17 protein-coding genes and 7 pseudogenes are annotated in these 23,452 nt (G+C 62.3%); 14 read left to right on the top strand and 10 right to left on the bottom strand.

The window, feature by feature from the left end; translation table 11 throughout:
• Positions 1–20: 20 nt before the first annotated feature.
• The 4 genes from sucC to U4Y90_RS04975 all read left to right on the top strand — a co-directional run bounded on the left by sucC (position 21) and on the right by U4Y90_RS04975 (position 2,605).
• Positions 21–1,214 (top strand): ADP-forming succinate--CoA ligase subunit beta, encoded by a 1,194-nt coding sequence (gene sucC, locus U4Y90_RS04990; protein WP_321792841.1) that lies wholly within the window; start codon positions 21–23, stop codon positions 1,212–1,214.
• Positions 1,215–1,224: 10 nt separating this feature from the next.
• Positions 1,225–2,097 (top strand): succinate--CoA ligase subunit alpha, encoded by an 873-nt coding sequence (gene sucD, locus U4Y90_RS04985; protein ID WP_321792839.1) that lies wholly within the window; start codon positions 1,225–1,227, stop codon positions 2,095–2,097.
• Between the two features lie 115 nt (positions 2,098–2,212).
• Positions 2,213–2,395, top strand: coding sequence for a hypothetical protein (locus tag U4Y90_RS04980; protein WP_321792837.1), 183 nt, complete (start codon positions 2,213–2,215; stop codon positions 2,393–2,395).
• Positions 2,396–2,605, top strand: a complete 210-nt coding sequence (locus U4Y90_RS04975) for a hypothetical protein (protein WP_321792835.1) — start codon at positions 2,396–2,398, stop codon at positions 2,603–2,605. It abuts the gene before it with no gap.
• A gap of 74 nt (positions 2,606–2,679) precedes the next feature.
• On the opposite strand, the gene U4Y90_RS04970 is transcribed toward U4Y90_RS04975, so the two are convergent.
• The 5 genes from U4Y90_RS04970 to oxlT form a co-directional block, all read right to left on the bottom strand.
• Positions 2,680–3,411 (bottom strand): GntR family transcriptional regulator, encoded by a 732-nt coding sequence (locus U4Y90_RS04970; protein ID WP_321793430.1) that lies wholly within the window; start codon positions 3,409–3,411, stop codon positions 2,680–2,682.
• Positions 3,401–3,622: a hypothetical protein gene (locus U4Y90_RS04965; RefSeq protein WP_321792833.1), complete on the bottom strand. Its 222-nt coding sequence runs from the start codon at positions 3,620–3,622 to the stop codon at positions 3,401–3,403. Before U4Y90_RS04965 ends, U4Y90_RS04970 begins: the two co-directional genes overlap by 11 nt.
• Positions 3,623–3,736: 114 nt before the next feature.
• Positions 3,737–4,750, bottom strand: a complete 1,014-nt coding sequence (locus U4Y90_RS04960; protein WP_321792831.1) for a 2-dehydropantoate 2-reductase — start codon at positions 4,748–4,750, stop codon at positions 3,737–3,739.
• Positions 4,751–4,921: 171 nt separating this feature from the next.
• Positions 4,922–5,857: a LysR family transcriptional regulator gene (locus U4Y90_RS04955; RefSeq protein WP_321792829.1), complete on the bottom strand. Its 936-nt coding sequence runs from the start codon at positions 5,855–5,857 to the stop codon at positions 4,922–4,924.
• Complete coding sequence (gene oxlT, locus U4Y90_RS04950) at positions 5,857–7,203, bottom strand: oxalate/formate MFS antiporter (protein ID WP_321792827.1); 1,347 nt, start codon at positions 7,201–7,203, stop codon at positions 5,857–5,859. Before oxlT ends, U4Y90_RS04955 begins: the two co-directional genes overlap by 1 nt.
• Positions 7,204–7,678: 475 nt before the next feature.
• Between oxlT and U4Y90_RS04945 the strand changes: the two genes are divergently transcribed.
• Together U4Y90_RS04945 and U4Y90_RS04940 are read left to right on the top strand one after the other, a co-directional pair.
• On the top strand, positions 7,679–8,623 hold the full coding sequence (locus U4Y90_RS04945; RefSeq protein ID WP_321793428.1) for a LysR family transcriptional regulator: 945 nt from the start codon (positions 7,679–7,681) through the stop codon (positions 8,621–8,623).
• A gap of 97 nt (positions 8,624–8,720) precedes the next feature.
• Positions 8,721–9,059: a hypothetical protein gene (locus tag U4Y90_RS04940; protein WP_321792825.1), complete on the top strand. Its 339-nt coding sequence runs from the start codon at positions 8,721–8,723 to the stop codon at positions 9,057–9,059.
• A gap of 105 nt (positions 9,060–9,164) precedes the next feature.
• Here U4Y90_RS04940 and U4Y90_RS04935 read toward each other — a convergent pair whose 3' ends face one another.
• The 4 genes and pseudogenes from U4Y90_RS04935 to U4Y90_RS04920 form a co-directional block, all read right to left on the bottom strand.
• Positions 9,165–10,616 (bottom strand): aldehyde dehydrogenase family protein, encoded by a 1,452-nt coding sequence (locus tag U4Y90_RS04935; RefSeq protein WP_321792823.1) that lies wholly within the window; start codon positions 10,614–10,616, stop codon positions 9,165–9,167.
• Positions 10,617–10,830: 214 nt separating this feature from the next.
• Complete coding sequence (locus tag U4Y90_RS04930) at positions 10,831–11,346, bottom strand: OmpA family protein (RefSeq protein WP_321792821.1); 516 nt, start codon at positions 11,344–11,346, stop codon at positions 10,831–10,833.
• 32 nt (positions 11,347–11,378) lie between these two features.
• Entirely contained in the window at positions 11,379–11,528 is a 150-nt protein-coding gene (locus tag U4Y90_RS04925; RefSeq protein WP_321792819.1) for a hypothetical protein, read from the bottom strand.
• Between the two features lie 109 nt (positions 11,529–11,637).
• A pseudogene (locus U4Y90_RS04920) lies at positions 11,638–11,934 on the bottom strand (type VI secretion system baseplate subunit TssG); the annotation flags it as partial.
• A 177-nt stretch (positions 11,935–12,111) separates the two neighbouring features.
• On the opposite strand from U4Y90_RS04920, the pseudogene tssK reads away from it, so the two are divergent.
• From tssK to tssC, 6 genes and pseudogenes are all read left to right on the top strand, one after another.
• Positions 12,112–13,071 (top strand): annotated as a pseudogene (gene tssK, locus U4Y90_RS04915) (type VI secretion system baseplate subunit TssK); the annotation flags it as partial.
• Between the two features lie 5 nt (positions 13,072–13,076).
• Positions 13,077–13,865 (top strand): DotU/TssL family secretion system protein, encoded by a 789-nt coding sequence (locus U4Y90_RS04910; protein WP_321792817.1) that lies wholly within the window; start codon positions 13,077–13,079, stop codon positions 13,863–13,865.
• Between the two features lie 4 nt (positions 13,866–13,869).
• Positions 13,870–14,562 (top strand): annotated as a pseudogene (locus U4Y90_RS04905) (EscU/YscU/HrcU family type III secretion system export apparatus switch protein); the annotation flags it as partial.
• Between the two features lie 9 nt (positions 14,563–14,571).
• Positions 14,572–15,156, top strand: a pseudogene (locus U4Y90_RS04900) (type VI secretion system ATPase TssH); the annotation flags it as partial.
• Between the two features lie 59 nt (positions 15,157–15,215).
• Positions 15,216–15,749: a type VI secretion system contractile sheath small subunit gene (gene tssB / locus U4Y90_RS04895; RefSeq protein WP_321792816.1), complete on the top strand. Its 534-nt coding sequence runs from the start codon at positions 15,216–15,218 to the stop codon at positions 15,747–15,749.
• Between the two features lie 27 nt (positions 15,750–15,776).
• Positions 15,777–16,589 (top strand): annotated as a pseudogene (gene tssC / locus U4Y90_RS04890) (type VI secretion system contractile sheath large subunit); the annotation flags it as partial.
• Here the strand turns inward: tssC and tssH are convergent.
• A pseudogene (tssH, locus tag U4Y90_RS04885) lies at positions 16,588–18,735 on the bottom strand (type VI secretion system ATPase TssH); the annotation flags it as partial. The pseudogenes tssC and tssH overlap by 2 nt on opposite strands.
• Before the next feature lie 384 nt (positions 18,736–19,119).
• On the opposite strand from tssH, the gene U4Y90_RS04880 reads away from it, so the two are divergent.
• Positions 19,120–19,839, top strand: a complete 720-nt coding sequence (locus U4Y90_RS04880; RefSeq protein WP_321792814.1) for a TagK domain-containing protein — start codon at positions 19,120–19,122, stop codon at positions 19,837–19,839.
• A 42-nt stretch (positions 19,840–19,881) separates the two neighbouring features.
• A pseudogene (gene tssM / locus U4Y90_RS04875) lies at positions 19,882–23,334 on the top strand (type VI secretion system membrane subunit TssM); the annotation flags it as partial.
• Positions 23,335–23,452 lie beyond the last annotated feature (118 nt).

Raw genomic sequence — 23,452 nt, 5'->3', positions numbered from 1 at the left:
AGAGGACATCAGGAGACGCAATGAACATCCACGAATATCAGGCGAAAACGCTGCTACGAAAGTACGGCGTCGCCGTGCCGGAGGGCCGTGTCGCCTTCTCCGCGCAGGAAGCCGCCGACGCCGCGAGCGCGATGCCCGGGCCGGTCTGGGTCTTGAAATCGCAAATTCACGCAGGCGGTCGCGGCGCGGGACGCTTTTCCAACGATCCCGAAGGCAAGGGCGGCGTGCGCGTCGTCAAATCCGTGAACGAGGTGCGCGAACACGCGCAGAAGATGCTCGGGTCCGTGCTCGTGACCAAGCAGACCGGGCCGGCAGGCAAGGAAGTGAAGCGTCTCTACGTCGAGGAAGGCTGCGACATCGCGCGCGAACTGTATCTCGGCATGCTGGTCGATCGCGCCACGTCGCGCATCACGATCATGGCGTCGACCGAAGGGGGCATGGAGATCGAGGACGTCGCGCATCGCACGCCGGAGAAGATCCTCAAGGTCGCGATCGATCCGGCGACCGGCCTTCAGCCCTTTCGTACGCGACAGATCGCGTTCGGCCTCGGTCTCGCCGGCAAGCAGGTCGGCGCGGCATCGAAATTCATCAGCGCGCTGTATCAGGCATTCGTCGAACTCGATGCGTCGATCGTCGAAGTGAATCCGCTCGTCGTCACCGGCTCGGGCGACGTCATGGCGCTCGACGCCAAGCTCAATTTCGACGACAACGCGCTCTACCGCCATCCCGATATCGAAAAGCTGCGCGACGAGGACGAGGAAGATCCCGCCGAAATCGAAGCGGCGAAGCACGGGCTCAATTACGTGAAGCTCGACGGCAACATCGGCTGCATGGTGAACGGCGCCGGCCTCGCGATGGCCACGATGGACATCATCAAGCTCTATGGCGGCGAGCCAGCGAACTTCCTCGACGTCGGCGGCGGCGCGACGCAGGAACGCGTCGCGACCGCGTTCAAGCTGATCCTGCACGATCCGAAAGTGCAAGGGATTCTCGTCAACATCTTCGGCGGCATCATGCGCTGCGACGTGATCGCGCAAGGCGTCGTTGCGGCGGCGCGGGAAATCGAACTCGGCGTGCCGCTCGTGGTGCGCCTCGCCGGAACGAATGTCGATGCGGGCCGCGAGATTCTGCGCACTTCCGGCCTCACGATCATCGCCGCCGACAATCTCGCCGACGCCGCCGACAAGATCGTCAGCGCTCTGCACCGTTCCTGAGGACACCAAGATGAGCGTTCTGATCGACAGCAACACCAAAGTGATCTGCCAGGGTTTCACCGGCGCGCAAGGCACCTTTCATTCGGAGCAGGCGATCGCCTACGGCACGCAGATGGTCGGCGGCGTCACGCCGGGCAAAGGCGGCACGACGCATCTGGACTTGCCCGTGTTCGACACCGTCGCCGATGCGGTCGCGAAGACCGGCGCTGACGCCTCGGTCATCTACGTGCCGCCGCCCTTCGCCGCCGATGCGATTCTCGAAGCCATCGACGCGCACGTGCCGTTCATCGTCTGCATCACGGAAGGCATTCCGGTGCTCGACATGCTGCGCGTGAAGCGCGCGCTTTCCGGCTCGGCAAGCCGGCTCGTCGGGCCGAACTGTCCGGGCGTCATCACGCCGGGGCAATGCAAGATCGGCATCATGCCGGGGCATATTCATCTGCCGGGGAAAATCGGCATCGTGTCGCGCTCGGGTACGCTGACCTATGAAGCCGTCGCGCAGACGACCGCTGCCGGGCTCGGGCAGACGACATGCATCGGCATCGGCGGCGATCCGGTGAACGGGACGAATTTCATCGATTGCCTGTCGCTCTTTCTGGAAGACGACGCGACCGAAGGCATCATCATGATCGGCGAGATCGGCGGATCGGCGGAGGAGGAAGCCGCGCAATTCCTGAAGGACGCGAAGACGAAGAAGCCCGTTGTCGGCTTCATCGCCGGGACGACCGCGCCGCCGGGACGTCGCATGGGCCACGCGGGCGCCATCATCTCGGGCGGCTCGGGCACCGCGAGCGCGAAGATCGACGCGATGAAATCCGCCGGCATCCACGTCGCGGACTCGCCCGCGGCGCTCGGCGAGACGATGCTTCACGCGATGCGGTGACGCGCCGTGCCGCGACGCAATGGCACGAATATGCTTCGCGGCACACACTTTGACGATTCAACAGCGCAGTGCAGTAGAGTTCGACTTCTGAACAAACCGAACTCCAGTTGCCCTGATGATCCGTCTTTTCTATACCGCCGTCGCGGCCCTGTTGCTTTCCGTCTGTCTCGAACAGGCGCTCGCTCAGAACGTTGCGCGCACGGCGGGCATCGCGGGCGCGGCGTCGTCATCGCGCTATGCGAGTCCGCTCACCGGCAATATCGAGCGCGCGCCCGGCCCTTCGGCCGCCGACCGGTAATTGCAAAGCGAACGCTGTGCGTCGCTGGCCGCGTCGATCGACCGGGGAAAGGACAATCCGATCGCGCAGCACGATCGCGGCAACGATGGTTACCAGAACTTCGTGAGCAACGCATGGGGCGGCGCGGACAGCCAGCGTTCCACAGACCGACAGCGCGAACTCGAACGGCAGTCGTCGCTGCTCGGTTGCCCGAAAAGCACGCAGCGCTAGCAAAAGATAAAAAGGCCGCGTGGCATCGCGCCACGCGGCCTTCAATACTCGCGCGGACTCGCGTCCGGTCAGACTCAGTCGAGGAAGTCGCAGTTCGCCTCGACGAACGCCGCCAGATCGAGCGAATGCTGCTTCACGAGCCGCTCGACCAGCTCCGTATCGCGCTTTTCCAGCGCCTCGATGATGCGCATGTGATCGACGATCGAGCGCGACGCACGGTCGCTCTGCGAGATCGTCATCTTGCGGATCGCACGTACGTGCACAAAGATATTCTTGATGGTGTCGAAGATGATTTCCGACTTCGACAACCGGACGATCGCGGAATGGAACGCGATGTTCGCTTCCGAATACTCGTCGATATGCTCGGCGGGCGTCGAATCGCGGAAATTGTCGAACATGTGGCGCAGATGGGCGATTTCCTCGTCCGTTGCGCGCTGCGTCGCGAGCCGCGCCGCCATGCTCTCCAGCGCCGCCCACATATGGATCATCTCGACAATCTCGCGCTTGGTCTTGCGCAAGATGTAGACACCCCGGCGCGGCACCGTGCGCAGAAACCCTTCCTGCTCCAGCAGCGTCATGGCCTCGCGGATAGGCGTGCGGGACACGCCGAGCGCTTCGGTCAGCTCTTTCTCGTCGAGACGGATTTCTTCCCGCGAGCGGTAAATGTCCGCGTCGGCGATCGCCTGCCGCAGTTTCGCGTACGCCTGGTCGCGCAGCGAAACCGTGGCATTGATTGGCTCCAGCGTAAGCGTCAGTCCTGACGGACGAACTTCCGGCCTATCTACAGATTGAGTATCAGATGGCATTGATGGCTTGATTTCCCAAGTGCGGACGGCCTGCGACGACACGCTTGCCCGAACCGCCGTTCTGGTCATCCGCCGCGAGTCCGGCGAAGCGACCGTGATCCTGTGCGCGCTGCAGCATGCTCTGCGGCACCGCCGACGCAATCATAAACGTAACACCCACACCAACGGCAACCAGCGCGAATCCGACAACAACCAACAGGGCGATGCTCATTTCAGGCTCCGGTTAAATCACTCAAGAGCCCTCAGTATATGCTGCATCGCAACAGCGCGCAATATATTTTGCATCTTGTATATCAGAAACAACGCTGGTGCCTTTTTCTGCAGTTTAGGCGGCTTTTTGAGATTGCGGGAGCGGCAGAGCCTTCGCCGTGCCCTGGTTTACCCCTTCGCGCAGCTTGATCAATGCGAGGACCGCATCAAGCATCGGCGTCTCGACATGCACCAGCCGGCCGATTTCCTGCACGACTGTCATCAGCGGATCGATTTCCATCGGGCGCCCGGATTCGCAGTCCATCAGCATCGAGGTCTTGTGCGCGCCGACCGCGCCCGCGCCGTTGATGCGCCGCTCCACGTCGACCCGGAAGTTCACGCCGATCCTGTCGCCGATGGCCTTCGCCTCCAGCATCATCGCCTTCGAAAGCGCGCGCGTGCCCGGATCGCTCGTGAGCACGTCGAGCGTCGCGCCAGTCAGCGCACTGATCGGGTTGAAGCACAGATTGCCCCAGAGCTTCAGCCAGATTTCGTCGCGGATGTTGTCGCGCATCGGCGCTTCCATGTCGGCCTTGGCCATCATGTCGTGCAGCGCCTGCAGCCGCGGTGTGATTTCGCCGCTCGGCTCGCCGATCGGGAATTTCTTGCCGTAGTGATGCTCGATGACACCCGGCTCCGCGATCTCCGCCGCCGGCAGCAGCACGCAGCCGATCGCACGTTCAGGACCGAATACATCCCACTGACGGCCGCCCGGATCGACGCTCTGCAGCTTCGTGCCTTCGAGTTCGCCGCCGTGCTTGTAGAAGTACCAGTAAGGCAGGCCGTTGACGGCTGTGACGATCGCGGTCTCCGGGCCGAGCAGCGGTGGAATGAGGTCGACGACGCCGGGAATCGAATGCGCCTTGAGCGCGATGATCACGTAATCCTGCGGGCCGAGTTCGGCGGGGTTATTGGTGCAACGCACCTTGACGACGTGCTCTTCGCCGTCGATACGAAGCTTGACGCCGTTCGCCTGCATCGCCGCGAGATGCGGCCCGCGCGCGACGAAACTGACGTCCGCACCCGCGCGCGCCAGTTGCGCACCCATATAGCCGCCGATCGCACCGGCGCCGTACACGCAGATTTTCATGGTTCGTCTCCTGAGGGTAGTAGCCTTATAGCTTTCTGATATACAAGATACTACATTCCGTGTGCATCGAGGACAAGGCGAATCGTACGTTCGCAGACGAGCGAAAACCCGCATGTCCGAGGCTCGTTGCGGGTTCGAAGGAAAAGGGAGAAGGAAAAGGAAACGCTTCGGTCAGGCCTCGACAGCCTGACCCGAGATGAGAGTATGCGACGACGACGCGACGGCGTGTGACCAGACACTCGCCGCGCTCGCGCGCAATGCGCGGTTCTTGCGCCGCACGAGCATTATCGTGCGCGAGCTGTCCGGCACGAGGGGGATGAAGCGCGCGTGCGCGCTGTCGCACGCGAGACGTGCGTGCATCGGCAGGATGCCGAGGCCGAGTCCCGCTTCGGCCATGCGCGCGACGGCGGACGGTTGCGTGAGTTTCTGACGCACCGCGCCGCTCACGCCATATCGCGCGAGCTCGGTTTCGATGACGCCGAGGCTGCCAGTGTCGTCATCGAGAAGAAGGAGTGGCGTGCCGCGCAGTTCGCGCCAGTCGATCCGCGCCGCCGCGCTCAGCCGATGCTGCCCGCCGACCACGGCCGCGAGTCCATCGGTGAAAATATGTTCTGCCGCGAGTTCGTCGAGATTGTCCGGCGCGATGACGACGCCCAGTTCCGCCTCGCCCGAGCGCACGAGTTGCAGCACCGCGTTCTGCGGGCGATCCATCACGACGACCGTGATATCCGGCAAACGCTCTCGACACGATGCGAGCATCGCCGGAAGCACGCTTGCCGTGAGACCGCAACTGCTCGCGAGATTCACGACGCCAGGCTCACCGCCCTCCTGCGCGCGCGGCCTCAGCGTCGCTTCCAGTTCCTCGACGAGCGGCGCGATGCGCGCAAGCAGTTTGCGGCCGGTTTCGGTGAGCGCGACCTGGCGCGTGGTGCGATCGAAGAGCCGCAGCGCGATTTCGTCTTCGAGTTCTCGAATGCTGCGGCTGACCGCCGATTGCGTGATGCCGAATTCGTCGCCCGCGCGCGTGAAGCTGCGATGCCGCGCGAGGGTGACGAACAGTCTCAGTTGATGCAGCGATACGCTCAACGCCGACGCGCCGTTTTTCATCACTGCGCGGTGTTGCGCGACGCGTCCCAGCCCGACTGGTACGACGCGTTGATCGACGATTCGGCGGACGTTTCCGCGACCGTGTTTTCGATCCAGCGCTTGCGCATCGGCGCCAGGACGAACTTCGCGCACAGTCCCGCCGCGATCGACGTCACCGCTGCCGTGATGAACACCGCGTTCCACGAACCGATCGACGCGAGCACCGATGCGAGCGGCACCAGCATCGAGGCCGTGCCTTTCGCCGTGTAGAGCGTGCCGGCATTGGCGGCGGCGTACTTGCTGCCGAAGGTGTCGGCGCAGGTCGCCGGGAAGATCGAGAAGATCTCGCCCCAGCAGAGGAAGGTCATTGCCGCGAACAGCATGAAGAGATACGGGTTGTGTCCGAACTCCATCAGCCCGAGCAGCGCGATGCCTTCGCCGATAAAGATGAAGAACATCGTGTTCTCGCGGCCGATCTTGTCGGAGATGAAGCCGCACAGCGGACGCGTGAAGCCGTTGCACAGATTGTCGATGGACAAGGTCATCGCGAGCAGCGGCAGCGTCACGCCGAGGAGATTGACCGGCATCTTGGCGAAGCCATATTCCTTCGCGATCGGCCCGAACTGCGCGGTCGCGATCACGCCGCCGGCCGCGACGAACACGAACATCAGATACAGCACCCAGAAGAGCGGCGAGCGCACCATCTGTCCGGTCGTGTAGTCGATTTTCGTCGACACGATGCGCTTGGCCTGCACGATTCCCACCGGCGGATTCGGGCGCACCAGCATCAGCGCGAGCACGAAGATGCACGCGCCCTGCAGGATGCCGAAGAACATGAACGCTTGCTCGTAACCGGCGCTCTGGATCATGTTGGAGATCGGAATCACGGTGACGGCGGCGCCCGCGCCGAAGCCCGCCGCGGTCAGACCGGCCGCGAGACCGCGCTTGTCCGGGAACCACTTGAGCGCCGTGCCGACGCAGGTGCCGTACACGCAGCCCGCGCCAATACCCGCGACCACCGCCCCGATGTAGAGATGAATGAGACTCGTCGCGTGCGCGTCGATGATCCAGCCGAGCGCCGCGCAGATCGAGCCGCCGATGACGACCGGACGCGGACCGAACTTGTCGACGAGCCAGCCCTCGACGGGCACGAGCCACGTCTCAGTGACGATGAAAATGGTGAAAGCCGTTTGAATCGCCGCTTGACCCCAATGGTGCTTCGCATCCATCGGAACGACGAAAAGCGTCCATGCGTACTGCAGGTTGGCGACCAGTCCCATGCATACGATGCCAATGAATAGCTGGAACCATCGGTTGTGATGACGCCCGTGCGATTGCCCGGACACAATCGTGTCTGCGCTTGCCATGTCTGTCTCCGTTATGTGTCTTAGCGCTCGTGCGGCGCTTGATGTGCTGCGAGAAACCGGCGCGGTGCGTCGGCGGCGAGCGGTCGGTCAGGGGAAATGCTCGGTCCAGGCGGCATGGGCGTGAGGCCGCCGGTCGCAGGTATTGCGTATGTCGCGCTTTTTGACGTGGACGATCGATACACACATCGTGCAAGCATCCGCGTCAGGCGATCGAAGAATCATTTCAAGCGATTCCCAAGAGGGTCCGGATGGTTGAGGCGGCCTTTACGGGCTTCGTCTGTTGCGACGTGCTCGTGCTGCTGTGCAACATCGGCCGTTGCTCGGGGTTAAGCATGGCCGTTCGTGCTATCCACGACTGCTTGCCTTACAACAATCGGGGACGTGAAAGCATCGTGGGGGAGAAAAACGATTAAGGAAAGTTAGAAAAAATTATTGTATAAATTAGCTATCGTTAATGGATGAAGGATTTGCCGTGCTGCGCAACGCCACTCTGCGTCAGTTGAAGATCTTCGAAACCGTTGCCCGTCGATTGAGTTTTTCTCGCGCAGCCGAGGAGCTCTACCTTACGCAGCCGGCGGTTTCGACGCAGGTGAAGCAACTGGAGGAGCATGCCGGTCTGCCGCTTTTCGAGCAGTTGGGCAAGAAAATCTACCTGACGCCTGCCGGAAATGAAATGCTCCATTACAGCCGGGCGATCCTGGAGCAGTTCCGCGAGGCCGACGATGCGATGGCGCGGCTCAAGGGTATTGCCGGAGGTACGCTCAACGTCGCGGTAATCAGTGCGGGCGACTACTTCTTTCCCCGCTTGCTCGCCGCTTTCACGCAGCGCAACACCGATGTCAGGCTCAATCTCGCGGTGCACAATCGCGAAGAGCTGCTGCGTCAGCTTTCCGACAATCTCACCGATCTCGCCGTCATGGTGCGGCCGCCGCGCGATATGGATACGGTCAACGTTTCCTTCGCGCCCCATCCGTATGTGATCGTCGCGCCGCCGGATCATCCGCTGGTGGGCCGCAGGAACATGCCGCTCGAAGCGCTGGCCGATGAACCGTTCATCGTCCGCGAGCGCGGCTCGGACACCTGGAATTCGATGGAAGAAGGATTCGCCGGGCGCCTCTCGAACCTGAATGTCGCGATGGAGATCACCAGCACTGAAACGATCAAGCAGGCCGTCATCGCCGGCATGGGTCTGAGCTTTCTGTCCGCGCACACGATCAGCATGGAATTGCAGATGGGAAAACTGGCGGTGCTGGATATCGAAGGCTTTCCCGTGATGCTGAACTGGTTCGTCGTGCATCGGAACAACAAGCGCCTGCCGCCGGTGGCGCTCGCGTTCAAGCAGTTTCTGATCGAGGAAGGCGCCGCGCAGATCGAGGCGATCACGCAAATCGTCGCCAAGACGGGCAAGCCGAATGCATAACGCTTTCTGAATAATTAAACGAAAAAACTTTAACTATCGTATATGGATCGGCTTCCCTATCCTGCATTCATGCCCTACGGCCATCCAGGAGACGATCATGATCCATGCAACGTTCAACGACGACCGCGAAGTTCAGGCGCAAGTCTGCGCGTTCAATACCGCGTTCGAAGAACTCGACCTGATGTTCCGCTGGGATGCGCAAACCTATCGCGCGCTCGCGTCGGCGGATAGCGATTACGGCAAGATCGCGCTGTACATCGAATCCCATTCTCCGCACCTCTTGAAGGCGTACAGCGCGGAGTTTCTCTGCCAGGTGATCGTCGAGCGTAAGAATTCGACGATCGAAGCGTGCCGGCAGAACACGGTTCAGTACGAAGACAGCACGCAGCGGGCGCGGCTTTGGCGAGCGCGCAACCAGGAAACGGCGCTCGCCTGAGGATTTTTCCTTGTCGGTACGGGCGGTCCGGAAGAACTCCGGACCGCTCTTTTGCGTTCAGGCGACGCACTCAATCCACCGCGATTGCCCGCGGCGGCTTCGGCGTCAGGGCGTCAGGGCGACCCAGACCGCCTTTGGCTCGGTGAAATTTTCGATGGCGGCATCGCCATGTTCGCGGCCGAAACCCGAGTCGCCGCCGCCGCCCCACGGCAGCCGCACGTCCGTGAATCCGTAGGTATTGACCCAGACCGTTCCGGCCTTCAGTTCCGCGGCCATCCGATGCACGCGGCCGATATCCGCGCTCCAGACGCCCGCGGCGAGACTGTACGCGGTGCCATTGGCGATGCGCAGCGCATCGGCTTCGTCTTCGAAGGGAATCACGCTCGCGACCGGCCCGAAGATCTCTTCCTGCGAGATGCGCATCTCGTGCCCGACGTTCGCGAACACCGTCGGCTCGACGAAATAGCCGCGCTCGCCCGAACGCTTGCCGCCCGTCACGAGCGCCGCGCCCTCGCCTCTGCCGATGTCTACATAATCCAGCACGCTTTTCATCTGCTTGGCGGAGATGAGCGGGCCCATATTGGTATCGGGCTTCGACGGGTCGCCGAGCTTGATCGTCTGCGCGCGTTGCGCGAGGCGCTCGACGACTTCGTCATAAACGGCGCGCTGGGCGAGAATGCGCGAACCCGCCGAGCAGACCTGACCGGCGTTGAAGAAAATGCCGGAGGCCGCCGCGCGCACGGCGCCATCGATATTCGCGTCCGCGAAAATCACATTGGCCGACTTGCCGCCGAGTTCCAGCGTGACACGCTTGAAATTGCCCGCCGCGCCTTGCAGGATGCCGCGTCCGACAGATGGCGAGCCGGTAAACGTCACCTTGTCGACGCCCGGATGCGCGACGAGCGAATCGCCGACGACCGCGCCCTTGCCGGTGACAATATTGAGCACGCCCGGCGGCACGCCTGCTTCCAGCGCGAGCCGTCCGACCATCAGCGCGGAGAGCGGCGTGATCTCGGCCGGCTTCACGATCAGCGTGCAGCCGCACGCAAGCGCGGGCGCGATCTTCCACATGCCGATCATCAACGGGAAATTCCAAGGGACGATCGCCGCGACGACGCCGACCGGCTCGCGCACCGTATAGGTCAACGCGTCGGGGCGCGCGGGCACGACCTGACCGTTGATCTTGTCGCACCAGCCCGCGTAGTAGGCGAGTGTATCGATGGCGGCGGGCACGTCCTGGCGCTGCACGCCGGCGATCGGCTTGCCCGCATCGAGGCTTTCGAGCGCCGCGAGTTCTGCCTGGTTTTCGCGCAGCAGATCGGCGAGCTTCATCAGGATTCGGCCGCGCTCGGCGGCACGGATCGCGTTCCACGGTTTGAGCGCGGCGCGCGCGGCCTGCACCGCGCGATCGACATCCGCGGACGTACCTTGTGCCACGTAAGCGATCGGATTTTCGGTGGACGGATCGAGGTTCGTCGAGTATTCGCCGCCACTCGGCGGAACGAACTCCCCGTTGATCAGCAATTCGTAGCGCTTCAGGTCCGTGTCGCTTTCCATGTCTCGCTCCATGTGCTTTTCATAGTCATCTCATGTTGGAACAGAAAATCCATCCACGAAAGCAAAAGATTTTTATTATTTATATTTGACGGAATGTATGGAGAAATATAACGCGTGTGCGGCCTGACCGAGGTCTTTCGACCGCTTCCGGTCTCGGCGAGGCGCCACCCGCCTGCGGCGGCGGCCTCGCACATGGTCGCTGCAGTGCTTGTTATCAGCGCTTTGCCGGCTTGCCCATGATCGCATCGAGCGACTCGCCGACCACGACGATTTCCGTACGGCGGTTCTGCGCCTGACCCTGCGGCGTGTCGTTGTTCGCCGCCGGGCGATCGTAGGCGAATCCCTTGGCCGTGACGCGGGAGGCCGCGATGCCGCGCAGCTCCAACGCGCTCGCCACGGTCTGCGCACGCTCTTCGGACAGCGCCTGGTTGTACTCGTGCGTGCCGGTGTTATCGGTATGTCCCTCGACAATCACCGATTTCTTGCTGCGATTGAGCAGTACGACCGCGCGCTGGATCGCCGGAGTGGAATCGCTGCGCAGGGCCGACTTGTCGAAATCGAACAGCACGCGATCGGGCAAGCGCACCTGCACACCCTGCCTGGTCTGCGTCACCTCGATGCCGACTTGCTGATTCAACGCGACTTCCTGATCGCGGTTCGGACCGGCGGCACAGGCCGCCAGCAAGGATACGGAGAGCGCGCAGACGGTGAGGGAAAGATAATTCTTCATGTATTCAAGCTCGGTTGATAAAGATGGTGTGGTCAATGAGACAGCAGCCCAGCGGCGCTTTTCGAGAGCGCGTTTGCGCTCGCCTTGGCGCTCGTGAGCGTATCGGCGGCGGTGCTGACGTTTTGCGCGGCCGCCTTGCCTGCGGCGGCCGCGCCCGAAACGCTCGATGCCGCCGAGGCCATCGAAGCGCCGGAGTTCGGCGTGGACTGCTGCGGCGCTTCATGTCGAACCGGCTTCGGATCGGCGCCCTCCAGGGCGAGCAGATTGCTTCGCACGCTGATCGTCACCGGGGTCCAGGAACGCCGCCAGCGGCTCCGCGCCGTCGCGGTTCTGCGCGACTTCATCGACGAAGTACGACGGCATGCGCGCATCCACGCCGTACAGGCCGAGAAAGGTCGTGCGCACGGTCGGCGGCGCATCCGGGTTGTCGTCGTCGTATTCGACACGGTCGGTTTCGCGGCCCGGAAAACCGAGTCGTCCGCGCGAACGAAAGCGCACCGGCTCCGTACCCGGCGAATCGACGGTGCCGATCGGCGCGGCATCGGGCGCGGCGAGTTCGATCAGTTCGCAGAAGCGATAGAAGTTCATCCGCGGAGCCTGATCGAGCAGCGTTTCACAGATGCGTCTACTTTGGGACCGTACCTTATCGCATAACGCCTTGCGCCATAAGGCATAAAATTCCTAAACGAGTTTATTTATCCGCATTCCTGATCTTTCGCAATGCCCAAGTTCAGGCAATAAACGCGTTCAACCTGTCGAGAGGACGAATACCTGCACGTCGCCGATCTGTACGGCGAAGGGAAGGAAGAAATCAGCGTCGAACGGAATGCCGTCGCGCTGCTGTTCGAATTCGAGGCGAGCGGTGACTATGTGACATGCCCGGTCGCGCGGTTCGTCCGCAATGCGCAAGGACAGTTCGAGCTGGACGCCGCATTCGTGCCGCCGTGCCTGTTTCTCTCGGCCAATGCGATACTGACCGCGCGCATGAAGCGTCTCTCGGAAATCCTGAGCGCCAAGAGCGCTAGCCTCGCGGTGCGCCGACGCGAGCGTTCGGATCAGATCGCCGACTACGCAGTGGCCGACGTATCGCTCTTCTGGCTGCTGCACAGCGTGAACTCCTCCTGGCCGGAACTCGCACGGCTGGTTCAGGCGCCGAATCAACATCCGGAGCGGCTCTATGTGCTGCTCTCGCGTCTGGCGGGGTCGCTTCTGACTTTCTCCACCACCGAAACGCTGCAGGCGCTTCCGCCATACGATCACCGCGCGCCGGACCCCGTCTTCGCGGAACTGGAGTCGCTGATCCGAAATCTGCTCGATACCGTGATCCCGTCGCGCGTGGTGCCGATCGCGCTCGAACGTCTGCGTGGCACCGTGTGGACCGGCCAGATCAACGACGAACGGCTCGTCGAGAACGCCGACTATTACCTCTCCGTGCAAGCCGCGCTGCCCGCACACGCGCTCATCGAGCAGTTCCCGCGTCTGTGCAAGGCGGGCGCGCCCGATGAAGTCGAGCAGATCGTCAATTCGGCGCTCTCCGGCATTCCGATCAAGCCGATGTCCCGTCTGCCCGCGGCGATTCCGGTGCGCATCGAGAATCAATATTTCGCGCTCGACGCATCGCACCCGGCATTCAAACGCATGATCGATGCACGCGCCTGCCAGTTCTACGTGCCGGCCTCGATCCCCGATGTCTCGCTCGAACTCTATGCGGTATTGCCGACGTGAGAAACATGACATCGAACCTCGATGCGGATCTGCTACCCGTGGCGCTACGCGGTACGGCGCTTATGGTGGCGGATCTTGCTGACGACAGCAAAGAGAAGTCCGCAACTGATCTGAAAGTGACGTGCAAAGCCCAGATCATGGCCCTGACCGCGGAACTGAAAGCAAAGCGATATCCGCCGGACGTGATCGAGGACGCGCGCTACGCCCAATGCGCGCTGCTCGACGAGGCGGCTTTAAACAGCTTCAAAGGCGACGACCGCGACGACTGGGAACGCCAACCGCTGCAACTGGATGAATTCAAAACCAACGATGCCGGCGAGGACCTCGTGCGGCGAATCCAGGAGCGGCTGCGAGACCCGAGGCCCGTGCGTCCCCTGCTCGCGATCTTCGGCGCGGTGCTGGACCTCGGTTTCACGGGACGACTCGCGCTCGACGGCAGTGAAGCGAAGCTCCGGCTCCGACAGGCCATCGACGCTCGGCTCGGCATCGTGCAGGGGCAGAATGACGACACTTCTGTCGTCATCAAAGCGCCGGTCGCACATTCATGGACACAGAGAATTTCGCCGCTCGCCTTCAGTGCGCTCGCCTGCGCGACGATCCTGATGCTGTTTCTGGTGGACATCGCGATTGCCTTTCTCGCGCGCGCTCTGCCGCAAATGAACGCGCTCATGCTCGGACTGCAAGTCAAGACGATCGTCACTTTGAGCGTCGCATCCTTGTCGGTGGGACTCGTGGCGTCAGCCACCTTGCGCCTGCTCGACTACGCCCTGCGCTTCGCCGCGTCGCTGGAGTAACAAGGTGTCCGCAGACGAGCAGAACAAGTCCGAGCAAGCGACCGCATACAAGCTCGACCAGGCACGAAAGAAGGGAATGGTTCCCCGCAGCGCCGATGCAGGCATGGTCGTGAGTCTCGCTGCTTGCGCGGGTTATCTTTGGATCCGCGGCGATCAGCTTGTCGGGCAGATCTCGGCGCTCGACGCGCGCGCGCTTCAACAGGCGGCCTATCTTGTGATCGACAGCCAGGCCGTCCTGTCGTTGTTCGGATCACTCGTCACACGGACGGCGGCCGCCATCGCGCCGCTGATCGCCATAGCGGTCGGCGCCGCCGTCGTCGGTTCTGTTCTGCAGACGGGACTCTTGTTCGCCCCTGCCGCGCTGAAGGCGGACATGGCTCGCCTGAACCCCGCCGAGGGATTCAAGCGTGTCTTTTCCGTGCAGACCTTGATCGAGGCCGTGAAGGCCTGCATCAAGATGGTTGTGTATGGCGTAATCATCTGGCGCTCCGTCGCTGCGATCGTCAAAAGCGCCGTTCATGCGCCTCTGTCTGCCTCGGCCTTGGGGACGGCTTTGCTCCACCACGGTCTAAAACTGATCACCACGCTGCTAGCGGCCGCTCTCGTGTTCGCGCTGATCGACCAGGTCATCGTCCGTCGCGCATTCGCGAAAAAGATGCGCATGAGCCGTCATGAAATCCGGCAAGAGCACAAGCAACGAGAAGGCGACGGTGACGGGCGGTATATCGACTTCCGCAACACCACGATTCTTCTTACCAGCAACGTGGGCTCGGAGCTGACGGCGAGTCTGTGCGCGGACCCCGCGCTTGCGCCGGATGCCGAAGGCCTGCGCGATGCGCTCGCCCCCGAACTGCTCAAGGTTTTCCCGGCCGCGTTCCTCGGTCGCGTCACCGTTGTCCCATACCGGCCACTGGCCAGCCTGTCACTCGCGCGCATTGTGTGCCTGCACCTGGATCGCGTCGTGCACCGCATGGCTGAAACGCATCAGATCACACTAACCTACGACGAGCCTGTCGTCGATTACATCGTCGGTCGATGCCTCGTGCAAGAAACAGGCGCCCGCGTGCTGATCGGCTTTATCGAGCAGCACGTCCTGCCGCGCCTTTCGACCTTGTGGCTCGATGCGTTCTCGTCGAAGCAGCCACTTTCAAGCATCGATATTGTCTTGGGCGATCGTGACGCTCCGCCGGCCACTGCGCTCATCTTCCGGTTCCCGGCTACGACGCAGGGCAGACTGACCGATGGCGTCAACGCTGACGCCGAGGAATCCCTCGTCGGACAGGCTCTCTGACGCTGCCGCCCCTACCACCCCTTTACCACACCCACCACCGCTCACGGGAGTTTCCCCCCATGTCTTCCACCAGTTCGCAGAAGTTCATTGCACGCAACCGCGCGCCGCGTGTGCAGATCGAGTATGACGTCGAGGTCTACGGTTCCGAAAAGAAGGTCGAACTTCCGTTCGTGATGGGCGTGCTCGCCGATCTGTCGGGCAAACCGGTCGAGCCGCTGCCGGCCGTGGCAGACCGCCGCTTCCTCGATATTGATATCGACAATTTTGATGAGCGCATGAAAGCCATCCGGCCGCGCGTCGCGTTTGCCGTGCCGAACACGCTCACGGACGAAGGCCAGATGATGGTCGACATGACCTTCGAAAGCATCGAGGACTTCTCGCCCGCGGCCATCGCCAGCAAGGTCGAGCCGCTGCGACAACTGCTTCTCGCGCGCACACAGCTCGCGAACCTGCAGACGTACATGGACGGCAAGTCGGGCGCGGAATCGCTCGTGAACCAGCTTCTCCAGGACCCGTCGCTTCTGAAATCGCTGGCTGCTGCACCGAAGCCGCAGGTGGCAGACGATGCCGCTGAAGCCGGCAACGCGAACTGATCGACAGGATACCTTTAGAGACAAGTCATGGCAAAACAGCAAGCACAGACAGCGGTTGCCGGCGTTACAACCGGTTCGGACTTTACGCAACTGCTCAATCAGGAATTCCGACCGAAGACCGAGCAGGCCCGCGAAGCCGTCGAGCTCGCCGTCCAGACGCTCGCCGAGCAAGCGCTCCGGCAATCGGCCACCATCAGCGACGATGCGTACAAGAGCATCGCGGCCATCATCGCGCAGATCGATCACAAGCTCTCCGAGCAGATCAACCTGATCCTGCACCACGACGATTACCAGAAGCTGGAATCGGCCTGGCGTGGCCTGCATCACCTCGTCTCCAACACGGAAACGGATGAGCGCCTGAAGATTCGTTTCATGGATATCTCGAAGGACGAGCTGCGCCGTACGATGAAGCGCTACAAGGGCCTCGCGTGGGACCAGAGCCCGCTCTTCAAGCAGATCTACGAAGAAGAGTATGGTCAGCTCGGTGGCGAGCCGTACGGCTGCCTCGTCGCGGACTACTACTTCGACCACACCCCGCCGGACGTCGATCTGCTCGGGTCGATCGCCAAGATCTCGGCCGCCGCTCACACGCCGTTCATCTCGGGCGCATCGCCCGCCGTGCTGCAGATGGAATCGTGGCAGGAGCTCGCCAATCCGCGCGACCTCACGAAGATCTTCACCCAGAACCTCGAATATGCCCCGTGGAACTCGCTGCGCAACACCGAGGACGCACGCTACATCGGTCTTGCGATGCCGCGGTTCCTCGCGCGCCTGCCGTACGGCGCAAAGACCAATCCGGTTGACGAATTCGACTTCGAGGAAGACACGGCAGGCTCGGATCTTCCATGTAGCCCTTGTCGAACACCTGGAAGAACATCTCGTGGACGTCGCGATGCGCCTTTTCGATTTCATCGAGCAGCACCACCGAGTAGGGGCGGCGGCGCACAGCTTCGGTGAGCACACCGCCCTCGCCGTAGCCGACATAGCCCGGTGGCGCGCCCTTGAGGCCCGAGACGGTGTGGGCCTCCTGATACTCGCTCATGTTGACAGTAATCAGGTTCTGTTCGCCGCCATACAGCGCTTCGACCAGGGCCAGTGCCGTCTCGGTCTTGCCAATGCCAGACGGGCCCGCAAGCAGGAACACCCCAAGGGGCTTCTTCGGATCCGTGAGGCCGGCACGCGCGGTCTGCACGCGCTCGCCGATCTGGTGCAGCGCATCAGGCTGACCGATGACCCGTACCTCGAGCGTTGCGGGCAGCGTGCGAACGGCCGTGATCTCGTCAGTCACCATGCGGCCTACCGGAACACCAGTCCAGTCAGACACGATCTCCGCGACGATGGCTTCGTCGACCTCCGGGAACACGTAGGGTGTGTCGCCCCGCAGATCTGCAAGCCGGGCCTCGAGGTGCCACAATGAGTCGCGCGAGGAACCCGCCGTCTCCTGGTCGCCGGCGAGAACTGCCTCACGCGCGCTCGCGAGCGCCTGCATGGCGTCGAGCTGGGCGCGCCAATGTCCTTCGACAACGGCGATGTCGCGTGTCAGGACTTCAATGCGCGAGTTCGCCGAGGCGATGGCTCGATCCGCATCCAGACCGATGAGTGCTTCTTGCTGGAGCAGGTCGCGTTCCACGGTAGCAGCGCGTAGACGTTCGGAGAGGTTTTGCAGTTCACGCGGTGGCGTGTGCTGTGAGAGTGCCACGCGAGCGCAGGCCGTATCGAGCAGGCTGATCGCCTTGTCCGGCAACTGCCGTGAGGGAATATAGCGATGCGAAAGCTTCACCGCCGCGCGGATCGCCTCGTCGAGAACGACAACACCATGATGTTGCGCGAACGTTTGCGCAAGGCCGCGCACCATGTCGATAGCGGCCACTTCCTCCGGTTCCGTAACCTGGAGGACCTGGAAGCGGCGGGTGAGCGCTGGATCCTTCTCGATATGTCGCTTGTACTCGGCCCACGTTGTCGCGCCGATGGTGCGAATCGTACCGCGCGCAAGCGCCGGCTTGAGCAGGTTGGCAGCGTCCCCCGTTCCTGCCTGACCACCGGCACCGATCAGCGTATGGATTTCGTCAACGAAAAGAATCACCGAAACCGGCGACTTTGCAGCCGCTTCGAGTATGCCTTTCAGGCGCGCCTCGAACTCGCCCTTCATGCTGGCGCCAGCGAGGAGCGCGCCGACGTCGAGGCTGAGCAGTCTCACGCTGGCGAGTTTGGGCGGCACTTCACCGTTGGCAATCGCCAGTGCGAGCCCTTCCACCACGGCGGTCTTGCCAACGCCGGCCTCACCCGTGAGCAGCGGATTGTTCTGGCGACGTCGCAGCAGCACGTCGATCATCGTGCGGATTTCGAGTTCGCGCCCCACCACGGGATCGATCTCGCCAGCACGCGCACATGCCGTCAGGTCGGTGCAGTACTGCTCGAGCGTCGAGCCTTTCGACGCGCCCGGCATCGCCTGGGAGGCTTCTCCCGGAAGAGCAAGAGAGTAGTCGCTATCGTCGTGCGGGACTTCACCGGCTTCAGGCGAGCCGTCAATCCACGCCGGCAACACATCGCTCAATCCGTCTACGGGAATCTTGGCGAAGTCCGGTGAAATGGACATCAGCACACGCCGCAGTTCGGGTGTCGTCAGAAGGGCGGCCAGCAACCAGGCGCCGCGAATACGCCGTTCGTTTCTGTCGAGCGACGTGATGAGCCAGGCGCGCTCGATGGAGTGATCGACATGATGTGAAAAATCGATGATGGAACTGGCCCCTGCCGGTAACCCCGCAAGTGCGCGTGCCATGTCGCGATCCAGCGTGTCCTGATCAATTCCGCAATGACGCAGCACACGATGCAGGTCGGAATCAGGCTGCTGCATGAGCTGATGCAGCCAGTGCACGAGTTCGACGTAGGGGTTGCCTCTGAGTTTGCAGTACGCCGTTGCAGATTCTGCACTCCTGAACAACGTGACTCCCAGTTTTCTGAACAGGGAATGACGGGAAATCGCCATGTGGTTCTTCCAGGATTGTCGTTATCTTCTTTCTTGGTGTGCTTCGCCGCTGTGGGAGCACACGGGCCCGAAGCGCAGTACTTTAATTGCAGATGTCCATACTCGTCAACGTTAGGAATGCAGAGGGCGTACTAACTTTTCAAGTTCATGCATTTGTCGTCTATTTTTTTAGGCGCGGTTGTTCAATCAAATCGCTGAATATCAGAAAAGTCTTAATATTGATTGAAAAATCCCGATTCGCTGATCTGTGCGCGATATGCTTCGGATGCCGAGCCATTATTCATGACTATTTTTATCGGCGTGATTGAGTTTGTAAGCAATTGGTATGCAATGCTGATGAGATCGTAGTATAAAGTAGACGAATTATAGTTCGTTGTGTTTAAAATGCAGCCTCTTCAAGCGGATTCAGATCGCCGTCTCATGCACTTCTTCCGGATGCTTCACCGTCGCGAATTGCCCACGACGCGCGTTGAACCTAAAGTGTTCGCTGCCGAGCATGTCCTTGGCCGGCAAGATACGGGCATGCCGGAGGTGAATTGTGATCCGCTTGCGATGTTTGATGAAAAGCAACAAGAAGACGATCTGCGAGGCAGTGCGGCCATCTTTGGTCTTATCGGCTCACGTCCAGCGCTGGAGAAGGGCGCAGTGCCCCAGGTGTCTGAAAATGTTGCCCCGGACGATCTGATCTCCAGTTTGCATAGACAGTACTATCTGGCACTGGACAACCCCCTTGAGCCCGTGTCAGGGGCTGATTGGGAATCCTCATCGGAGTGGTCCGATCGGTACGTGCAAGGCGAGCCCGGTTTGCCCGTCGATTCACCGCTTCACCATGCGGGCCATGATTCCATCGAAGCGCTGCTCTCGGGTGCACAGCAGTTGGACCATGCATTTGGTCCTCTCCGGGAGAGCGACCTTGGGTCATTGCCGGAGTCCGAGCCGGTGCCGGAGATCCTGCGTCTCTTTGCTCCACCGGAATATCTCGCCTCGGCCTTCCGTTCGATATCGGCACTGCTGCCCACGCTTGCGCGTCGCGAACACCATGCACTCGGCATTGACAGTCCGCTACCTATGCCAGAAGTCAGCCAGACCGGGGATGCATCATGACGATGTTGCGCGTATCGCTCGCCACGCGCCTGGATGACATGCAGGGCAAGCGCCCTGCTGAACGCGGGTCTCGCCTTCCCCGTTGCCGAACAGATGCAGCGTGCCGCAGGCGCCGCGCAGAAGCCAACTGCCAACATTGACTGGTGGCTGACCAACGATGCGGTGCTGATCGACACGGCTGGCCACTATACCCGTCACGGCACATCCGGACACGCGTTGCCGCTGCCTCCGGAAAACAGCAATCCCGCGGAGCGCAGGGCTACCGACACAAAGAATGGGAACGGGAAGTCTGGCGATGGGAAAGCCCTCGACGCGACGCAAGCATCGACCACATCAACTACGTGGGCCGATCCGGCGCAGGCTCGCCAGCGGATGGACTCGGAAGAATGGCTCGGCTTTCTCGGCATGCTTCGGACGCACCGGCCGCGCGCACCCATCAACGGTGCGCTGCTCGCGGTCAACCTCGCCGAACTGACGAGCCAGGACGATAGCCAACGCATGGCCGAAGCGGCCGCATTGCGTGCGCGCCTGGCCGAACTGCGCGGCGAGCTCGGCATCCGGTTTCCGGTCTATCTAGTCGTGACCGGCATGGACCAACTCACCGGGTTTACCGAATATTTCTCCTCGCTGACGGCCGAGGGTCGCGCCCAGACGTGGGGTTTTACACTCCCCTACGGCAAGGAAACCATCGCGAAAGAAGGGGTGGCCGCTCGGTGCCGCTCGGAGCTGTGCCAGCTCGGGCAGCGGCTCGACAACGGCGTCAATACCCGTCTTCAGGACGAGTACGACCCGATCCACCGCCGCAAGCTCGACGCGCTGTCGCAGGAGTTTGCCGCCCTGAGCGCGCCGCTCATCGAACTGATCGAGCGTGTGTTTCTCGATTCACGCTACGATGACACGCAGTTGTACTCGACGCTACGCGGCGTGTACTTCACGAGCGCGGAGCAGGCCGGCAGCGAGACGGTGGCCGAACGGCGCACCATCGTGCAGCGGGTGATCGCAGGTATGAAGTCGCCGGCAAAATCGCTGCGGGAGGCGACCAGCGAAAGCTTCTTTCTGCACGACCTCTTCACGAAGGTCGTCATTCCCGAGGCACATCTCGTCCGCCCGAACCTGCGCTGGGAGTTCCGCTTCCGTCTGCTGCGCCTGATTGGCCACGCGCTCGCCCTGCTGCTCTTCGTCTGGCTCGCCATTGGTCTGCGCGTGAGCTTCGGCAATAACAGTGATTACCTTGGTGCCATCGCGCGCAAGGCGCAGGCGCTCGCCGCGCGCGTGACGCAGCTCTATCACGACCCGAAGCCGGAAGCCGTGCCCGATACGCTGAGCGCCGCGCGCTATCTGCCGACGTACCAGGGGCTCGACCTCTCGGACCCCGACAGCACCTTCCGCTACGGTCTCTATACGGCCCCCGACATCATCACGGAAAGCCGCCATACCTATGACGCGCTCAAGGACAACCTGCTGGTGCCGCAGATCGTCCACCGGATGGAAGACGTGATTCCGCAGTCGATCGCGAACAAGGATCCGAAGGCGACCTATGAGGCGCTGCGTGTCTATCTGATGCTTTACGACAAGGCGAAGTTCAACGCCGACGACGTCAAGGCATGGGTACTCGACGACTGGGCGAAGACCGACAGCGCATCCGTATTCGGCGGTCGCGCCTCGATGATCGATCACGTCCAGCAATTATTCTCCGGCAGTCGGGTAGTCCAGTCGCCGCTCATCCGTAACGACGCGCTGATCGAGCAGGCACGCGCCTTCCTCGACCGCAGCAATGCGACCGACCGGCTCTACGAGCGGGCCAAGGCCGCCATGATGAAGGAGGCGCCCGACGAGTTCACGCTGATCCGCGCGGTGGGCCCCCAGGCGGGGACCGTCTTCACGCGCGCAAGCGGCGCGCCGCTCTCGCGCGGCGTGCCGGGCCTCTTCACGTTCGACGGCTACCGCAATCTGTTCGACAAGCGCCTGCCCGAGTTCGTGCAGGTCGCGCGCGATGACGATGCGTGGGTGATGGGGCGCTCTTACCTCGGCGGCCTCGCCGATCAGGCTCAAAAAAAAACTGCTGAGCTTGTAAGTACGGCCACTGGTGCCGACGATCCGCTGACAGAAGCCATCCGCCGGGAATATCTGACGGAGTATGCGCAGCAGTGGAATGCGTTTCTCGGCGACATCCGCACGGTGACAGGGACGAGTCTCGCGTTCAACCTGCAGGTGCTGCGCAGCTTTGCCGCACCTGGCTCCCCTCTTGCGCGGCTCGCGCGTGCGGCCGTGCATGAAACGACGCTCACGCAGCCAATCGCCGCAACCGGCGGATCGCTGCTCCAGAAGGCGACCGACCAGATCAGCCAGAAGGCTGACTCTGCGCTGGGCATCCGGGCGTCGGAACAGGTCGAGCGCGAACTGCTCGACAGCCATTTTGCTGCGCTGCGCGAGGTCGTGACCGGCAACGCGGAGGTTCAGGCCACGGGCGATACCGCGGCACAAGCCGGCAAAACCGGGCTGGACGGTGTGACCAACCTGTTGAACGATTACTACACCGCGCTTACGGTGGCCGATAACGCGATCAGCAACAACAGCATGCCACCCGCCAGTGACACGGCCGCGAAGCTGAAGATGGCGGCGAACACGATGCCCGCGCCTTTGCGCGCCGTGCTGCTGCAACTTGCGCAACAAGGGTCGCAGGAGGTCAATCAGGGCATCGGCCAGTTGCTTTCACGCCAGATGGGTGCAGTGATCGGCGATACCTGCCGGCTCACGATCGAGGGCAACTACCCGTTCACACCAGGCAGCACGCGCGACGTGAGCATCGACGACTTTACGCGCGTGTTCGCGCAGGGCGGCGTCATTGACGACTTCTTCAACAAAACGCTGGCTCCCTTCGTCGACACCTCCGCGAAACCGTGGCGCTACCGCACGCTGCCCGGTGTGACGGAGCCAGTCCAGGGACCGGACCTTGAGCCGTTCCAGCATGCAAAGGCCATCCGTGATGTCTTCTTCAGCGGCCCCGGCCAGAATCAGATGACGTGGAAAGCCAACCTCCAAGTGCCGGAGCTCGATCCCGCCATTACCGGCCTCACGATCGACATCGACGGCCAGACGATGCTCTACCAGCACGGGCCGGTCACGCCTTTCGCGGTTAGCTGGCCCGGCCCTCGCGGCGGCGTACACGCCGAGATCACGGCGAACCCGCGTATCCGCCCCGAGACGTCAACCGCGTCTGCCGACGGCCCATGGGCGTTGATGCGCCTGCTGGCAAAGGGGCACGTCGTGGAGACGGCCACGCCAGGAAAGACACGCGTTGCCTTCGATTTCGATGGACGCAAGGCGGTGCTCGATATCGACAGCACCGGTAGCGTTGCCAATCCGCTCACGAGCGATGTCCTGAGAACGTTCCGCTGCCCGAGCTCGATGCCGGTATTCGGTCTCGCCGACAGCGGACCGCCACCGGGCCTGCCTGCCGCGGGGCTGCCCACGGCAACGGCCAGTCCGCATTGATCGCACCAACATCCGGAAAAGAGCTCATGACCGCGACCGACAACGTTGCCGCCTCGCCGCCAAACACCCGCATGCGGCTGGCCCAGTCGTGACCGCATCGAGCAATTCGTTTCACTTC

It is taken from the genome of Caballeronia sp. J97, from assembly GCF_905220305.1.
Lineage (GTDB): Bacteria > Pseudomonadota > Gammaproteobacteria > Burkholderiales > Burkholderiaceae > Caballeronia.
The sequence above is the reverse complement of the archived record's forward strand: the minus strand, read 5'-3'. Positions and strand labels throughout refer to the sequence as shown.